At 73.2% G+C, this 15,609-nt stretch carries 15 protein-coding genes; 6 read left to right on the top strand and 9 right to left on the bottom strand.

Annotation, left to right across the window (positions count from 1 at the left end; all coding sequences use genetic code 11):
* The first annotated feature begins 27 nt into the window (after window positions 1–27).
* Entirely contained in the window at window positions 28–1,149 is a 1,122-nt protein-coding gene (locus KG102_RS06785; protein WP_208289163.1) for a DNA glycosylase AlkZ-like family protein, read from the top strand.
* Window positions 1,150–1,272: 123 nt separating this feature from the next.
* Here the strand turns inward: KG102_RS06785 and KG102_RS06780 are convergent, their stop codons facing one another.
* From KG102_RS06780 to KG102_RS06765, 4 genes are read right to left on the bottom strand one after another with little or no spacing between them, the layout of a single operon-like run.
* Complete coding sequence (locus tag KG102_RS06780) at window positions 1,273–2,958, bottom strand: ribonuclease J (protein ID WP_208213871.1); 1,686 nt, start codon at window positions 2,956–2,958, stop codon at window positions 1,273–1,275.
* A gap of 16 nt (window positions 2,959–2,974) precedes the next feature.
* Complete coding sequence (gene dapA / locus KG102_RS06775; RefSeq protein WP_208213872.1) at window positions 2,975–3,901, bottom strand: 4-hydroxy-tetrahydrodipicolinate synthase; 927 nt, start codon at window positions 3,899–3,901, stop codon at window positions 2,975–2,977.
* Window positions 3,902–3,951: 50 nt separating this feature from the next.
* Window positions 3,952–4,452: a dihydrofolate reductase gene (locus KG102_RS06770; protein WP_208213873.1), complete on the bottom strand. Its 501-nt coding sequence runs from the start codon at window positions 4,450–4,452 to the stop codon at window positions 3,952–3,954.
* Window positions 4,449–5,258: a thymidylate synthase gene (locus KG102_RS06765; protein WP_208289164.1), complete on the bottom strand. Its 810-nt coding sequence runs from the start codon at window positions 5,256–5,258 to the stop codon at window positions 4,449–4,451. The genes KG102_RS06770 and KG102_RS06765 overlap by 4 nt, the downstream gene beginning before the upstream one ends.
* An 84-nt stretch (window positions 5,259–5,342) precedes the next feature.
* Between KG102_RS06765 and KG102_RS06760 the strand changes: the two genes are divergently transcribed.
* From KG102_RS06760 to KG102_RS06740, 5 genes are all read left to right on the top strand, one after another.
* A complete protein-coding gene (locus KG102_RS06760; protein WP_208213875.1) occupies window positions 5,343–6,815 on the top strand; it encodes an NAD-dependent succinate-semialdehyde dehydrogenase in 1,473 nt (490 codons plus the stop codon).
* Window positions 6,816–6,849: 34 nt separating this feature from the next.
* Window positions 6,850–7,539, top strand: coding sequence for an AzlC family ABC transporter permease (locus tag KG102_RS06755; protein ID WP_249667501.1), 690 nt, complete (start codon window positions 6,850–6,852; stop codon window positions 7,537–7,539).
* The gene (locus tag KG102_RS06750; protein WP_208289166.1) at window positions 7,536–7,856 is read left to right on the top strand and encodes an AzlD domain-containing protein; all 321 of its coding nucleotides are present in this window, start codon (window positions 7,536–7,538) and stop codon (window positions 7,854–7,856) included. Before KG102_RS06755 ends, KG102_RS06750 begins: the two co-directional genes overlap by 4 nt.
* A gap of 103 nt (window positions 7,857–7,959) precedes the next feature.
* Window positions 7,960–8,544 carry a TIGR00645 family protein gene (locus KG102_RS06745; protein ID WP_249667500.1) on the top strand — a complete coding sequence of 195 codons (585 nt, stop codon included), beginning with the start codon at window positions 7,960–7,962 and terminating at the stop codon, window positions 8,542–8,544.
* The gene (locus KG102_RS06740; protein ID WP_208289169.1) at window positions 8,544–9,110 is read left to right on the top strand and encodes a GNAT family N-acetyltransferase; all 567 of its coding nucleotides are present in this window, start codon (window positions 8,544–8,546) and stop codon (window positions 9,108–9,110) included. The genes KG102_RS06745 and KG102_RS06740 overlap by 1 nt, the downstream gene beginning before the upstream one ends.
* Here the strand turns inward: KG102_RS06740 and KG102_RS06735 are convergent.
* The 5 genes from KG102_RS06735 to KG102_RS06715 all read right to left on the bottom strand — a co-directional run bounded on the left by KG102_RS06735 (window position 9,107) and on the right by KG102_RS06715 (window position 15,607).
* Window positions 9,107–9,571 carry a hypothetical protein gene (locus KG102_RS06735; RefSeq protein WP_208213880.1) on the bottom strand — a complete coding sequence of 155 codons (465 nt, stop codon included), beginning with the start codon at window positions 9,569–9,571 and terminating at the stop codon, window positions 9,107–9,109. The two genes, KG102_RS06740 and KG102_RS06735, sit on opposite strands and share 4 nt — an antisense overlap.
* 2 nt (window positions 9,572–9,573) lie before the next feature.
* The gene (gene dapB / locus KG102_RS06730; RefSeq protein WP_208213881.1) at window positions 9,574–10,329 is read right to left on the bottom strand and encodes a 4-hydroxy-tetrahydrodipicolinate reductase; all 756 of its coding nucleotides are present in this window, start codon (window positions 10,327–10,329) and stop codon (window positions 9,574–9,576) included.
* A 16-nt stretch (window positions 10,330–10,345) separates the two neighbouring features.
* Window positions 10,346–11,173: a hypothetical protein gene (locus KG102_RS06725; protein WP_208289170.1), complete on the bottom strand. Its 828-nt coding sequence runs from the start codon at window positions 11,171–11,173 to the stop codon at window positions 10,346–10,348.
* A gap of 59 nt (window positions 11,174–11,232) precedes the next feature.
* Window positions 11,233–14,013, bottom strand: a complete 2,781-nt coding sequence (locus KG102_RS06720; protein ID WP_208289171.1) for a beta-L-arabinofuranosidase domain-containing protein — start codon at window positions 14,011–14,013, stop codon at window positions 11,233–11,235.
* A 247-nt stretch (window positions 14,014–14,260) separates the two neighbouring features.
* Window positions 14,261–15,607, bottom strand: a complete 1,347-nt coding sequence (locus KG102_RS06715) for a M16 family metallopeptidase (RefSeq protein WP_208289172.1) — start codon at window positions 15,605–15,607, stop codon at window positions 14,261–14,263.
* Window positions 15,608–15,609 lie beyond the last annotated feature (2 nt).

The following is a 15,609-nucleotide window of genomic DNA, read 5'->3' as shown; positions in this document are numbered from 1 at the left end:
GTCGGTGTGACCTGGCACGGTGGGGTCATGTCCGCGATCACCCGGGACCAGGTACGGCGCTATCGCGTGCACGCCCAGCAGCTCGACCGCTCCCCGCGGGCGGACCGGCGCCCGGACGACGCGGTGATCCTCGATCTCGGCGTGCAGGACACCGGCCCCGACGGAGCGCTCTGGGCCCTCGCCCTGCGCGGCGTACCCGTCGGCGCGCACGCCTGGCCGCACGAGCTCGCGCTCTCCTGGACGGTGCGCGGGGCCCCGCACGCGTACCGGCGCGCCGACCTCGCGGAGGTCGAGCAGGCGCTGCGCCCCTACTCGGAGGCTGATGCCGCCAAGCGCGTCCTCAGCGCCGCGAGGCCGCTGGCCGATGCCGGAATCGCCGTCCTGGACGCGCTCGCCACCGTGTCGAGGACCATGCGTGCGGTCGTCGACTCACCCCTGGACAAGGGGACGCTGTCCACCCGGATGACCGCGGAGCTGCCCGGGCCCTACCTGCGCTGGTGCGCGGCCTGCGGAGCCACGCACATGTACGAGATGCCGTTCCGGCTGGCCGCGTTGCACGCGGGCCTCGACCTGGAGCCCGACACGTCTCCCCCGGTGATCCGTCGGATCCCCGGCTGGCCCGCGGCGCAGATGGGCATGCTCGGGCGCACCACCGCGGCCGACGACGGGCGGGTCGACGTGCTCCGCGCTCTCCTGCACCTGCTCGGCCCGCTCACGCCCCGGCAGGCAGCCGACTACCTGGATGCAGCCGTCCGGGACGTCACCGCCCGCTGGCCCCAGGATGTGGTGGACGTCTCGGTCGAGGGGCGCCGCGCGAGCATGCTCGACGCCGACCTGACCGCGCTGTCGGACCCGCCGGGCGGGCCGGTCGTGCGGCTGCTCGGACCGTACGACCTGTTCCTGCAGGGCCGAGACCGCGACGTCGTCGTTCCCGACAGCGCCCGGCACAGGACGCTCTGGCCCACCATCGGCCGACCCGGCGCGGTGCTGGCGGGCGGCGAGATCATCGGCACGTGGCGGCCTCGGGCGAAGGGCCGGCGGCTGGGGCTCGAGCTCGACGAGTGGGTCCCGTGGTCGAGCCGCACCAGGTCCGCGGTCGACGTCGAGCACGAGCGGCTCGCGCAGTTCCGTGGCGTGACCCCGGCCTGACAGGGCCGGGATCACAGCTGCACGCGCACGGGTGCGACCCGCCAGGGCCGACCACCGGGCACGCCCCCGACGACGACGACGGCCCCGCCCCGCGGCAGCAGGACGGGGCCGTTCGTCGGCCGCTCAGGCCTCGACGACCACCGGGATGATCATCGGGCGACGACGCAGCCGGTTGGAGACCCAGCGGCCCACCACCCGGCGGATCACCTGCTGCAGCACGTGCGCGTCGGAGTTGCCGTTGCGGGCGGACTCCTCGAGGGCCGCGGTGAGCTCGGGGAGGATGTCGTCGAACACGGCGTCCTGCTCGGCGAACCCCCGGGCGTGGATCTGCGGGCCGGCCAGCACCTTGCCGTCGGCGGAGCTGACCACCGCGAAGATCGAGATGAACCCCTCGTCGCCCAGGATCCGGCGGTCCTTGAGCTCGACCTCGGTGATCTCCCCGACGCTCGACCCGTCCACGTACACGTACCCGCAGGGCACGGCGCCGACGATCCGGGCGCGCCCGTCGATCAGGTCGACCACCACGCCGTCCTCGGCCAGGACCACGCGGTCGGCGGGGATGCCGGTCTGCACCGCGAGCGCCGCGTTGGCCACCAGGTGACGGATCTCGCCGTGCACGGGCATCACGTTGCGCGGCTTGAGGATGTTGTAGCAGTACAGGAGCTCACCGGCGCTGGCGTGGCCGGAGACGTGCACCTTGGCGTTCCCGGAGTGCACCACGCGCGCGCCGAGCCGGGTCAGGCCGTTGATCACGCGGAAGACGGCGTTCTCGTTCCCGGGGATGAGCGACGACGCCATGATCACGGTGTCGCCGGGGCCGACGGTGACCTTGTGGTCGTTGTTGGCGATCCGCGACAGCGCGGCCATCGGCTCGCCCTGCGAGCCGGTGCACATGAGGACGATCTCGTCGTCACGCAGCGTGTCGACCTGCTTGAGGTCGATCAGCACGCCGTCCGGCACCTTGAGGTACCCGAGCTCGGCCGCGATGCCCATGTTGCGCACCATCGAGCGGCCGACCAGCGCCACCCGCCGGTTGTGCGTGTACGCCGCGTCGAGCACCTGCTGCACGCGGTGCACGTGCGATGCGAACGACGCGACGATGATCCGCTTCGTCGAGTCGGCGAACACCTGGTCCAGCACGGGACCGATCCCGCGCTCCTGCGCCACGAACCCCGGCACCTCGGCGTTGGTGGAGTCGACCATGAACAGGTCGACGCCGCGCTCGCCGAGGCGCGCGAACGCGCGCAGGTCGGTGATCCGGCCGTCGAGCGGCAGCTGGTCCATCTTGAAGTCGCCGGTGTGCAGGACCGTGCCGGCAGCCGTGTGCACCGCGACGGCGAGGGCGTCGGGGATCGAGTGGTTCACCGCGATGAACTCGCACTCGAAGCCGCCGAAGGTCGCGGTCTGCCCCTCGCGGACCTCGCGCAGCACCGGCTGGATGCGGTGCTCCTTGAGCTTCGCGTCGATGAACGCCAGCGTGAGCTTGGAGCCGACCAGCGGGATGTTCTTGCGCAGGCGCAGCAGGTACGGCACCGCCCCGATGTGGTCCTCGTGGCCGTGCGTGAGGATGATCGCCTCGATGTCGTCGAGGCGGTCCTTGATGTACTCGAAGTCGGGCAGGATCAGGTCGACGCCGGGCTGGTGGTCCTCGGGGAACAGGACACCGCAGTCGATGATCAGCAGACGACCGGCGTGCTCGAGGACGGCCATGTTGCGGCCGACCTCTCCGAGACCACCCAGCGCCACGATGCGCAGGGCACCGTCGGCGAGGGCCGGGGGCAGGGTGAGCTCAGGGTGCGGGTGACTCATGGGACTCCTGGTGGGATCAGATGCGGTCGCCGACGGCGAGCTCGAGCAGCCCGGCGGCCCGCAGGCCGTCGCGGATCAGCGCGAGCTCGTCGTCGGACGCGGGGACGAGCGGGAGGCGCACCGAGCGCTCGGGCAGGACGCCCAGCACCTGGAGCGCGGCCTTCGCGGCGACGGTCTGGAAGCCGGCGCCGTTGAGTGCATCGATCGCGGGAATGATCGATCGGAAGATGCGGAGCGCCTCGTCGTGGTCGCCGGCGTCGAACGCGGCGACCACCTGGGCGAGCTGCGGACCGGCTACGTGGCCGACGACGGAGACGATGCCGGCACCACCGTGGGCGAGCAGGGCGAGCAGCGCGGTGTCGTCGCCGGAGTACCAGCCCAGGCCGGTGGCGGCGATCGTCTTGGCGGCGGCGTAGAAGTCCCCGCCGGCGTCCTTCATCGCCACGACCCGGTCGTTCTCGGCCAGCGCGGCGACGGTCTCGGGAGCGAACCGCACCCCCGTGCGGCCTGGGACGTCGTAGAGCATGACGGGCAACGGCGTGGCGTCGGCGATCGACTCGATGTGCCGACGGACGCCCTCCTGCGACGGACGGGAGTAGTACGGGCTGACGACGAGCAGTCCGTGCGCACCGGCCTCGGCGGCCTGCTCGGCCATCCGGACGGCGTGCGCGGTGTCGTTGGAGCCGGCGCCGGCCAGGACCCAGGCGCGGTCCCCGACGGCCTCGGCGACGGCCCGGACGAGCTCGGCCTTCTCGGGGGCGTGGGTCGTCGGCGCCTCACCCGTGGTGCCGTTGAGCACGAGCCCGTCGTGGCCGTTGTCCACCAGGTTCGTGGCGAGTCGCACGGCCTGGGCGAGGTCGACGGCGCCGTCCACGGTCATCGGCGTGACCATCGCGGTGAGCACCGACCCGAACGGGCGGGTGGGCGTGGAGATGCGCGGCATGAGGCCACGGTACCGCCCCGGGCGGTCTCGCCGTCCGGTCGATCCGCACCTCAGACCCGCAGGTACGTCTCGAACCGGTAGCGCGTCCCCCCCGCGGACGAGACGTTCCAGCCGTGATCCGGGTCGACGCCGCTGCGCCGCCAGGTCCCCGCGTCGAGCTCCGGCGCCCGGGTGTCGCCGCCGACGTCGAGGGACACGACGGTGACCTCGACGCGCCGGGCGAGCGGGAGGAGCGCCCGGTAGACCTCTCCCCCGCCGATGACCCACCCGTCGCGGTCCCCGACCAGCCGCAGCGCCTCCTCGATCCCGTGGGCGACCACTGCGCCGGCGGCCTCGTACCCGACCGTCCGGGTGAGCACGATGTTGTCGCGGCCGGGCAGCGGCCGGAACCGCGGCGGCAGCGACTCCCACGTCGCGCGGCCCATCAGCACCGGGTGCCCGCGCGTCAGGTCGCGGAAGTGCGCCAGGTCCTCGGGCACGTGCCACGGCAGCGTGCCGTCGCGCCCGATGACGCCGGTGGGCGTCTGCGCCCAGACCAGCGCCAGGCTCACACGGCCACCGGGGCCTTGATGGCCGGGTGGTAGAGGTAGTCGACGACCTGCACGTCGTCGAACGTGTAGTCGAACAACGAGTCGGCCTTGCGCAGCTCGAGCGTGGGTGCCGGGTACGGCGTCCGGCTCAGCTGCTCGCGCACCTGGTCGAGGTGGTTGTCGTAGATGTGGCAGTCGCCGCCGGTCCACACGAAGTCGCCGACCTCCAGGCCGACCTGCTGGGCGACCATGTGGGTGAGCAGCGCGTAGGACGCGATGTTGAACGGCACCCCGAGGAAGAGGTCCGCGGAGCGCTGGTAGAGCTGGCAGGAGAGCCTGCCGTCCGCGACGTAGAACTGGAAGAACGCGTGGCACGGCGCCAGTGCCATCGACGGGATGTCGGCCACGTTCCACGCGGAGACGATGTGCCGACGGGAGTCGGGGTCGCGTCGCAGGTTGGCCAGCAGCTCGGTGATCTGGTCGACGTGCCCGCCGTCGGGCGTCGGCCAGCTGCGCCACTGCACGCCGTACACCGGGCCCAGCTCACCGTCCGCGTCCGCCCACTCGTCCCAGATCGTCACCTTGTTCTCGTGCAGGTAGGCGATGTTCGACTCGCCGCGCAGGAACCAGAGCAGCTCGTGGACGATCGAGCGCAGGTGCACGCGCTTGGTGGTGACCAGTGGGAAGCCCGCCGACAGGTCGAAGCGCATCTGGTGGCCGAACACGCTGCGCGTCCCCGTCCCGGTGCGGTCCGCCTTCGGGGTGCCGGTCTCGAGGACGAGGCGCAGGAGGTCCTCGTAGGGGGAAGGCACACCGACGTCCGTCATGGCCGACATCGTAGGTCCGACCCCAGACGGCGCCGGTCCGGCTCCTCAGTGCGTCGGCGGCCTCTGCGCGACATACTTCCCGGTATGACGCCGCCGTCTCTGCCCCCGACCGTCGCCGCGCACGTGCCCACCGGTCTGCTGATCGGCGGCTCGTGGCGCCCGGCCAGCACCGGACGCACCTTCGAGGTCGCGGACCCGGCGACGACCGAGACGCTGTTCGACGTCGCGGACGGCGGCGAGCAGGACGCGCTCGACGCCCTCACCGCGGCCGACGCGGCGTTCCCCGAGTGGCGCGCCACCGCCCCCCGGGTGCGGGCCGAGCTGCTGCGTGCCGTCTTCGAGACCCTGACCGCGCGCACCGAGGACATCGCCGCGCTGGTGACCGCCGAGGGCGGCAAGCCCCTGGCCGAGTCGCGCGCCGAGGTCGCGTACGGCGCCGACTACGTCCGGTGGTACTCCGAGCAGGCCGTCCGCGTCGACGGGCTCGCGCGCCGCGCGCCGTCGGGGACGAACCACCAGCTGGTCATGCGACGACCGGTCGGCCCCGCCCTGCTGATCACGCCGTGGAACTTCCCGATCGCGATGATCGCCCGCAAGGTCGCACCCGCGCTGGCCGCCGGCTGCACGGTCGTCATCAAGCCCGCGCAGCTGACGCCGCTGACCACCGCCTATGTCGCCGAGATCATCCGCGAGGAGCTCGAGGCGCGCGACCTGCCGACCGGCGTCGTCAACGTCGTGCCGTCGTCGTCGGCGCGGACCATCTCCGGCCCTCTGCTGGCCGACCCGCGGCTGCGAAAGCTCTCGTTCACGGGGTCCACCGAGGTGGGTGCCGCGCTGCTCAAGGCGTCGGCGGACAACATCCTGCGCACGTCCATGGAGCTGGGCGGGAACGCCCCGTTCCTGGTCTTCGAGGACGCCGACATCCCCGCCGCGGTGCAGGGCGCCGTGCAGGCGAAGATGCGCAACTCGGGCCAGACCTGCGTGGCCGCCAACCGGTTCCTGGTGCACGAGTCCGTGGCCGAGGAGTTCACCGCCGGGCTCACCGCCGCCTTCGACCGGCTGGTCGTCGGGCACGGCGCCGAGGAGGACACCACCGTCGGCCCGCTCATCGAGGCCTCGGCGGTCGACCGCGTCGAGGAGGTCGTGGCCGAGGCGGTCGACGCTGGCGCCCGGGTGCGCATCGGCGGCGACCGCCCGGACCGGCGAGGCTACTTCTACGCGCCCACCGTGCTGGACCGGGTGTCGCAGGACCTGCGGGTGGTCACCGAGGAGATCTTCGGACCCGTGGCTCCCGTCGTCACCTTCGGCTCCGAGACGGAGGCCGTGACGATGGCGAACTCCACGCCGTTCGGGCTCGTCGCGTACGCGTACACGCGCGACATCTCCCGCGTCATGCGGCTGGCCGAGTCGGTGGAGACCGGCATGCTCGGCGTCAACCGGGGCATGGTCTCGGACGCGAGCGCCCCCTTCGGGGGCGTGAAGTCGTCGGGACTGGGCCGCGAGGGCGGCGAGGCCGGCCTCGAGGAGTACCTCGACAGCGTGTACGTCGCCCTCTGACCCGGCCGGGCCGGCCTGTGCCACAGTGGCCCGCGTGACGAGGGACGACGAGGGACGGGCGGCCGTCCGCCAGGCCGTCTCGGTCTCCCTCGCGACCGGGCTCTACGGCGTCTCGTTCGGTGCACTGGCCGTCGCCGCCGGCCTGAGCGTCCCGCAGGCGGTCGCGCTCAGCCTGCTGATGTTCTCGGGAGGCTCGCAGTTCGCGTTCGTCGGCGTGGTCGGTGCCGGTGGGCTGGCGGGGGCGGCTATCGCGACGGCGGGGCTGCTCGGGGTCCGCAACGGGCTCTACGGGCCGCAGGTCTCGCCGCTGCTGGACGCCCGCGGCTGGCGACGTCTCCTCGCGGCGCAGCTGACCATCGACGAGTCGACGGCCGTCGCGACCGCTCATCGTGCCCCGCACGCCGCCAGGCTCGGCTTCTGGTGGACCGGCGTCGGCGTGTTCGTGCTGTGGAACGTGTTCACCCTGCTGGGCGCGCTCGTCGGCGACCGGATGGGCGACCCCGCGAGGTACGGCCTCGACGCCGCCGCGGCAGCCGCGTTCCTCGCGCTGGTGTGGCCGCGCGTCACCGGCCCCGGCTCACGCCTCCCGCAGACCGTGGCGGCCGGTGCCGTGGTGGTCGCACTGGCCCTGACCCCGGTGGTCCCGGCGGGCATCCCCGTGCTGCTGGCGGCACTCGTCGCGATCGTCGCGGGCGCGGTGTCGCGCGCCCCGGGGACCGCATGAGCCCGGCCGGTGTCTGGGTCGCGCTGCTCGTCGCGAGCGCGGTCGTCTTCGCGCTCAAGCTGGTCGGGCACCTGCTGCCCGAGCACTGGCTCGCCGAACCGCGCGTGGCCCGCACGGCCGCCCTGGTGACGGTCGCCCTGCTGTCCGCCCTCGTCGCCGTGCAGACGGCGACGAGCGGCACGGACCTGGTCGTCGACGCGCGGCTGCCCGCCCTCGTGGTCGCCGGGGTCGCGCTGGCCATGCGCGCGCCCTTCATCGTCGTCGTCCTGCTCGCGGCCGTCACTGCCGCCGTGCTCCGCGCACTCGGAATGCCCTGAGATCATGGGCACGTTCCGGCGGTCTGAGCCGTTGGACGTCCGCACACCCCCGTCCCTGCCGCGATCGCACGCGACGGGCCCCGACTCTTCCCGGAAGGACCCCGTGGCCGCTCCTACGACCCGTGGCAACCAGCTCGGCTCGCTCATCTTCTTCTCCCGCTGGCTCCAGGTACCCCTGTACCTCGGGTTGATCGTCGCCCAGGCGATCTACGTCTGGCAGTTCATGCTCGAGCTGTGGCACATCTTCCACGAGGTGTTCATGGGCCACGGGCTGAGCGAGGCGGACATCATGCTCGCCGTCCTCGGCCTCGTGGACGTGGTGATGATCGCGAACCTGCTGATCATGGTCATCGTCGGCGGCTACGAGACCTTCGTGTCCCGGATCAAGCTCGACGACCACCCCGACCAGCCCGAGTGGCTGTCGCACGTCAACGCGAACGTCCTGAAGACCAAGCTCGCGATGTCGATCATCGGCATCTCCTCGATCCACCTGCTCAAGAGCTTCATCGACGCCGAGAAGATCCTGTCCAAGGACACCGGGTTCGACACGCTGCTCTGGCAGACGGTCATCCACCTCGCGTTCATCGGGTCCGCCATGGCGCTGGCCTGGATCGATCGGATCTCCGCCAAGCACCCCGCCAAGGCGGTCGTGGCCGACGAGCAGCCCGAACCGGTGGGAGTCCTCTGATGCCCTTGTTCACCGACAACGCCGACGTCTCCGTGCGCCCCGCGGTCCCCGGCGACGAGGAGGCGATCGCCCGCATCCAGATCGCCGCGTGGCGTGCCTCGCACGGCGAGGTGCTCGGCGAGGGCGCCCTCGACCTGCTCGACCAGGCCGCGGTCCAGGCGCAGTGGGCGGCCGCCGTCGTCACGCCCCCGGGTGCCGGCTTCCGCGTGCTGGTGGCGTGCGACGGGCCCACCGTCGTCGGGGTCGTCTCCGTCGCGCCCGTCCCGGCGCCCGAGGACCGACCGTTCGACGCCCCGGGCGGGGCGATCCTGGCCCTGGAGGTGGAACCCGCCCAGCAGCGCGTGGGGCACGGCTCACGCCTGCTGGCCGCCGCGGTCGACACCCTGCGCGAGGACGGCGCCGACCAGGTGCACACGTGGGTGCTCGACGGCGACGACGCCCGGGCGCAGTTCCTGTCGTCCGCGGGCCTCGGTCCCGACGACGTGGTGCGCGAGCTGATCTCCGGCCGGATGCCCGACGGGTCGACCCGCACGGTGACCGAGCACCGCTGGTCCGCGTCGATCTAGGAGCGGTGCAGCCGGCTGGCGGTGCGCAGCGACTCGCGGGCGCGCCGCCGGTCCCCCGCCGCGTCGTACGCGAACGCCAGGTGGTACCAGGACCGCCAGTCGTCGGGCGCCGCCTCCGCGAGCTCGCGGGCCGGCTCGAAGGCGGCGCGGGCGGCCGCCCGGTCGATCCGCCCGCCGGGCGAGCGCGGCAGGTCGTCGACGGGCAGCTCGTCGGCCGCGGCCAGCTCGTCGGCCATCCGCTGCACGTCGACGGCCAGCAGCCACTCGCGTGCGACCAGCCAGATCACCAGCGGCGGCAGGATCCAGAGCGCGATCCCGAGGCCGACCCCCACGGGCTCCCCCGTCCGCACGAGTGCGGTCGCCCGGATGGCGACGACCCCCACGTAGAGGGCCAGCAGGCCGGTGAGCGCCACGGCACCGGCCAGGGAGGTCCAGCGCACACGCTTCGACGACGTCGCCATGGTCACGCCAGGTCGAGCAGGTGCTCGAGGCCGACGGTGAGGCCGGGACGTGCCCCGACCCGGCGGACGGCCAGCAGGACGCCGGGCATGAAGCTGACCCGGTCGAACGAGTCGTGCCGGATGGTCAGCTGCTCGCCGGCGTTGCCCAGCAGGATCTCCTCGTGGGCGACGAGGCCGCGCAGTCGCACCGAGTGCACCCGCACGCCGTCGACGTCCGCTCCCCGCGCGCCGTCCAGCGACTGGCTGGTCGCGTCCGGACCGGGGCCGACCCCTGCCGCGGCACGCGCGGCCGCGATCGCCGAGGCCGTGTGGCGGGCTGTCCCGGACGGCGCGTCCACCTTGGCGGGGTGATGCAGCTCGATCACCTCCACCGACTCGAACCAGCGGGCGGCGCGGGCGGCGAACGCCATGGCCAGCACGGCACCGAGGGCGAAGTTCGGCGCGACGACCACGCCCACGCCGGGGCGGTCGACGAGGTGGTCCCGCACGCGCGCCAGGGAGTCGTCGTCCCACCCGGTGGTGCCGACGACCAGGTGCACGCCTGCGTCGACCAGCGCGTGCACGTTCCCCTCGGTGGCCGACGGGACGGTGAAGTCGACGGCGACCTGCGCCCCCGCCCGCACGACCGCCGTCAGGTCCTCGTCCGCGTCGAGCGCGGCCACGAGCTCCAGGTCCGGCGCCTCCTCGACGGCGCGCACGACGGTCGATCCCATGCGGCCGGCCGCACCCAGCACGGCCACCCTGATGCGCTCGCTCACGAGGTGAACCCTAACCTCAGGCCGCGACCCCCAGCGCCGCGGCGAGGCCCGCCTCGAGCCGTCGCAGCTCCACGTGCCCGAGGCCGGTGAACCGCTCGACCTCCCGCGGCGGGTAGCCGGCGCGCAGGTACCACCGCAGCGCCGCGAGGACGTCACCGGGGCGCACGGGACCCGGCCCGACGGCGTCGCGGACGAACGCCGAGAAGCGCACCGCTGCGAGGAACGCCGCGGGGGTGACGCCGAGGGTCTCGACGACCTCGCGGTGCAGCACCGCCACCGACAGGTCAGCCTGGCGCGCCAGGTCGGCGGCCCGCACGAGCCCGCGCTGCTCGATCACGCTGCGCAGCACCGGCGCCAGCGCTTCCAGCGGTGAACCGACCGGCGGCGGCACGGCACGCGCGGCCAGTGCCGAGCCGAGGACGTACGCGGCGTCGGCGTCGCGACCCTGCCCGAGCGCGCTGGCGCAGTCCTCCTCGACCCCGTCGCCGAGCACCGTCGTCAGCGCGACAGGCTCGTGCGCAGCCGCGTGCACGCCCATCCGCGCGAGCGCCACGGGGTCCAGCTGGGCACCGAGCCGGACCGCGGGCCCGCGCTGCTCCCGGACCACGGCCCGGTCCGCCAGGCCGCGCACCGCGCTGCCGTCGGGGGTGCGCTCCAGCGTCAGCGGGTCGATCCGCTCCCCCGGGGTGCCGACGGCCACGGTCACGAGCCCGTGCCCGTCCGGGAGCAGCACCTCGCGCTCGACGGCGCCTTCGGGCAGCCGGACCACCCAGAGGTGATCGACGATCCCGTGCGCGCCCGGAGGCGGCGGGTACCGGTGGTAGACGACCTGGTCGGGGGCCATGCCCCATCATCGCGCACGGCGGCTGCCCTGTGCGGGCTGCCGGTCACGACCCCGGTGTCTCAGACGAACCGCCAGAGGTGGTCGGCCGTCCCGCTGTCGTCCCACACGAGCGCCTGCGCGCCCTGCGTGGTCGACATGCTGTCCACACCCAGCACGCGGCCCGTCGCGCTCTGCAGCCGGAAGTAGCCGTCGGCCCCGTACCGCAGCCGCCACCGCTGGCTCGCGGCGCCCGTGTCCGTGGTCGAGATCGCCCGGCCGCCGTTGCCGGTGCCGTCGACGGCCAGCACCTTGCCGGTGTGCTGGTTGCGCAGGCGCAGCCCGTCGCTGCCGAGCGTCGCCGTCCACCGGTGGTCCGCCGTGCCGGTGTCGACCCACTGCACGACGAGCGCGCCGTCGGCGGTCGACATGCCGGACACCCCCAGCACGAGGCCGCTGTTGCGGTTCTGCAGGCGCCGCGCCCCCGTGGGCACGACGCGCCAGCGGTTGTCGACGCTCCCGTCGTCGCCCGACATGACAGCCTGCGCGCCCTGCGCGGTCGCGTTGCCCTGCAGGCCCAGCGCGCGCGACGTGTGCACGTTGCGCACGCGGTGGGTCCCGTCACCGGCGTCCACCAGCACCCAGCGGTGGTCCGCCGTGCCCGTGTCGCCCCACTGCAGGACCCGCGCACCGTCCGTCGTCGACATGTTCTCCACGCCGAGCACCTTGCCGCTGTGCACGTTGCGGAGCTTGAGCGCGTCACCATCGGGCACGAGCACCCAGTCGTGGTCGGCGCTCCCGTTGTCGGCCCACTGCAGCGCCAGGCCCCCGTCGGCCGTGGACATGCCGGCGACGCCGAGGACGAGGCCGCTGCCGACGTTGACCAGCCGGTAGGGCCCCGACGACCCCGCGGCACCACCGGCCTGCCCGCCGGTGCGCCAGTAGACGGTGTAGTTGTGACCGTGCGCCTCGTAGAACGGGCCGAGCCGGACGTCCTGCCCGTCGGCCCGGGCGCTGAACGCGAGCGACGAGGTGCCGGTGCGGGTGACGGACGCGACGTCGAGCGCCGGCGGTCCCGACAACGTCCGGTCGCCGTAGTCACCCGAGAGGACGACCGGCCCGTAGAACACGGCACCGGTGCCGGGGTCGTCGTTCGTCGCCTCGACGCGCACGCTCATCGGCAGTCGGACCGTGAGCGCGTCGCCGGCCGCCCAGGTACGGGTCACCGCCGCGTACGTGCCGGGGGCGGCCGCGACACCCAGGGGCGCTCCGTTCAGCGTCAGCGAGGCGCCGGCGGCCCAGGCGGGGACGCGTACCCGGACCGTCCAGGAACCCGACGGCCGCCCGCCGATCGTGAGGGTGGTGCTGTCGCCCACGGGGTAGGTCGTGGCCTGGGTGACCGTCAGGTCGCGTGCCGTCCAGGAGAGCGTCGAGGGCATGAACAGGTTGACCGTGAGGGTGGTGCCCTCGGAGAAGTAGATCGAGTCCATGAGCTTCGTGCTCGTCTCGATCCCGGTGCCCTGGCAGCACCAGAACGTCGTGTACGGCGTGGAGAACGTGCCCCCGCCCCAGGCAGGACCGGCGGACACGCCTCGGCGACCACCCGGACGCAGCGGGGTGAAGTACGAGAAGCCGCCGAGAGGGTCGGACGGGTTCTGCGCGCCGAGCAGGTGGTTGAGCAGCGCCCGCTCGTAGAAGTCGAAGTAGCGCGGGTCGTCGGGCTCGAGCGACCACAGCTCGCGGGTCAGCTTGAGCATGTTGTACGTGTTGCACTGCTCGCACGTGTCGACGTCGAGGTACGTGGAGATCGCGCCGGCGGGCCGGAAGTGCTCGGCCTCGCTGTTGCCGCCGATGGCGTACGTGTGAGCGCCCACCGTGATGGCCCACGCGTTGCGGGCGATGTCCCGGTAGCGGGTCGTCCCGGTGGACTTGTACTCCCGCGCGGCACCGACCCACTTGGGCACCTGCGTGTTGGCGTGCAGCCCGTTCAGCTGGTCCCGGTTCGCGGCGAGGGGGTCGAACACCGAGGCGTGGTCGAAGCGCTGCGCCACGGTGAGCCAGCGCCGGTCGTCGGTCATGAGGTAGAGGTCGGCGAGGACCGCGTTCATGCCCCCGAACTCGACCCGGAGGCAGGTCTGCATCTGCGCCTGCGACAGCCGGGCCGTGCGGGCGTCGACCCAGGCGGCGAACCGCAGCAGCACGTCGCGCGCCTGCGTGCTGCCCAGGAGCCGCCACACGTCGAGCAGCCCCGCGAGCGTCTTGTGGATCGCGTAGTACGGGACGTTGCCGTTACCGGTCCCCGTCTCGACGACGGAGAACTCGGACTCCGGGAAGCCGGACAGGTACCCCGCGGCGAACCCCGCCGCGCCGTTGTTGGCCTGGCACCTGGCGAGCTCGGTCACCATCGCCGCAGCCTTGTCGCGGCACGTGGTGTCGCCGAGGACGGCCCACGCCTGGGCCCAGGCGGTGAGGAAGTGGCCCTGGCTGTGGCTGCGGAACGGGAAGGTGGGAGCCTCCCAGCCGCCGAGCGGCTGGGCGTTCTGGGTCGAGAGCCGGTGGTTGGCGCGGAAGTTGTACAGCAGGCGGTCCACGTCGACGCTGCGCAGGTACGCGAGCGTGCGGTCCTGGTTCTGGGTCCAGCGGCTCGCGGCCAGGCGCACCTGCCCGAGCTCGAAGGGCCGGGCGCGGGTACCGAGCTCGGCGCGAGCCAGGCCCAGCTCCGCGGCGTACGACCGGGCGATCGGTCCGAGGTGGGGTCCGGCCGCGGCGGCCAGACCCGCCACGCCCGCCAGCTGCAGGACGAGACGGCGCGAGAGCCACGCGCTCGAGCGGTTCGACTCCGGTCGTCCGAGCTCCTCGTTCATGCCGGGACCTCTCCGTCGAGGTGATGTTAACGCTCACAATCGGTACCAGAGAGACGCTAGGCGGTCCGCGCCCGCGCGTACACGGTGACAGCGATTCGAAACGCTTCGCATGCTCCGCCGGAGGCACGCACCTACCTGCGCGGCGCGGTCACCTCGTCGGCGCCACCCCCCAACGCACACCGCCGGCCCGAGACGGGTGCGCGCCGGCGCGGTCGCGCCACGACGTCGGGGCCGGACGGTGTGTCGCTCAGTCCCCGAAGGGGCCGACGCGGACCACCGAGCGGGGACGTGACGCGAGCTCCGCGGCGAGGTCCTGCACGTCCGCCGCGGAGACCGTGCGGATCCGGTCCAGCGACTCGTCGATGCTCAGCAGCGACCCGTGCACCAGCTCCGACTTGCCCAGCCTGCTCATCCGTGAGCCGGAGTCCTCCATGCCGAGCACCAGGCCACCGGCCAGCTGACCCTTGGACCGCTCGAGCTCGGCGGCCGTGATCGGCGCGTCGGCCATCCGCTCCCACTCCGCGACCATCAGGGCCACGACCTCGTCGACCTTGCCGGGCGTGCAGCCCGCGTAGAGCCCGAAGACACCCGTGTCGGCGTGCACGGACGCGAAGGAGTACGTGGAGTACGCCAGCCCGCGCCGCTCGCGGATCTCCTGGAACAGCCGCGACGACATGCCGCCACCCAGGACCGCGTTGAGGACCGACAGCGTGAACCGCCGGGGGTCGGTGGCGGTCAGCGACGTGCCGCCGATGATGACGTTGGCCTGCTCGGTCTGCCGTCGGATGGTCCGCTCCACCCCCTGCGCGGGGATGCCGTCCTGCCCGGCCTGGACCGCGACGTCCGTCAGCAACCGACGGCTGCGGGGCTCGGCGCCGTCGTCGAGGGGCCAGCCACCCGTGGTCAGCGCCTCGGCGACCTGCTCGCACAGCACGTCGTGGTCGACGCCGCCCGCGGCCGTGACGACGAGGGTCGACGGGCGGTAGTGCTGGCGGTAGTGCTCCCACACGGCCTCTCGCGGAACCGCGCGGATCGTGTCGGGGGTGCCGCCGATCGGGCGGCCGAGTGCGTGGCCGCCCAGCACGGTGGCGGCGAACTGCTCGTGCACGACGTCGCTCGGGTCGTCGTCGTTCATCGCGAGCTCTTCGAGGATCACGCCGCGCTCGGTCTCGAGCTCGTCGGCGTCCAGCCGCGCGGAGGTGACCATGTCCGCGATGACGTCGACCGCCATCGGCAGGTCGGTGTCGAGCACCCGCGCGTAGTAGCAGGTGTGCTCCTTGCCGGTGGCGGCGTTCGCCTCGCCGCCGACGGCGTCGAACGCCTCCGCGATGTCCATCGCGGTGCGGCGCGCGGTGCCCTTGAACAGCAGGTGCTCGAGGAAGTGGGTCGAGCCGTGGTGGCCGTCGGACTCGTCGCGCGAGCCCACCCCCACCCAGGCCCCGACGGTGGCCGATCGCAGGCCCGGCATGTGCTCGGTGAGCACGCGGACCCCGCCGGGCAGGACGGAACGACGCACGATCGCGTCACCGTCCTGCCCGACGGACTGCTCGGCCCCGGGCTGACCCGGGCGGACGAGCGGAAGGTCCAACGGCATCG

Source organism: Cellulomonas fengjieae, from assembly GCF_018388465.1.
In the GTDB taxonomy this organism is placed as follows: Bacteria; Actinomycetota; Actinomycetes; order Actinomycetales; family Cellulomonadaceae; genus Cellulomonas; species Cellulomonas fengjieae.
Note: the sequence above shows the minus strand (reverse complement) of the source record. Positions and strands in the feature narration are given on the sequence as shown.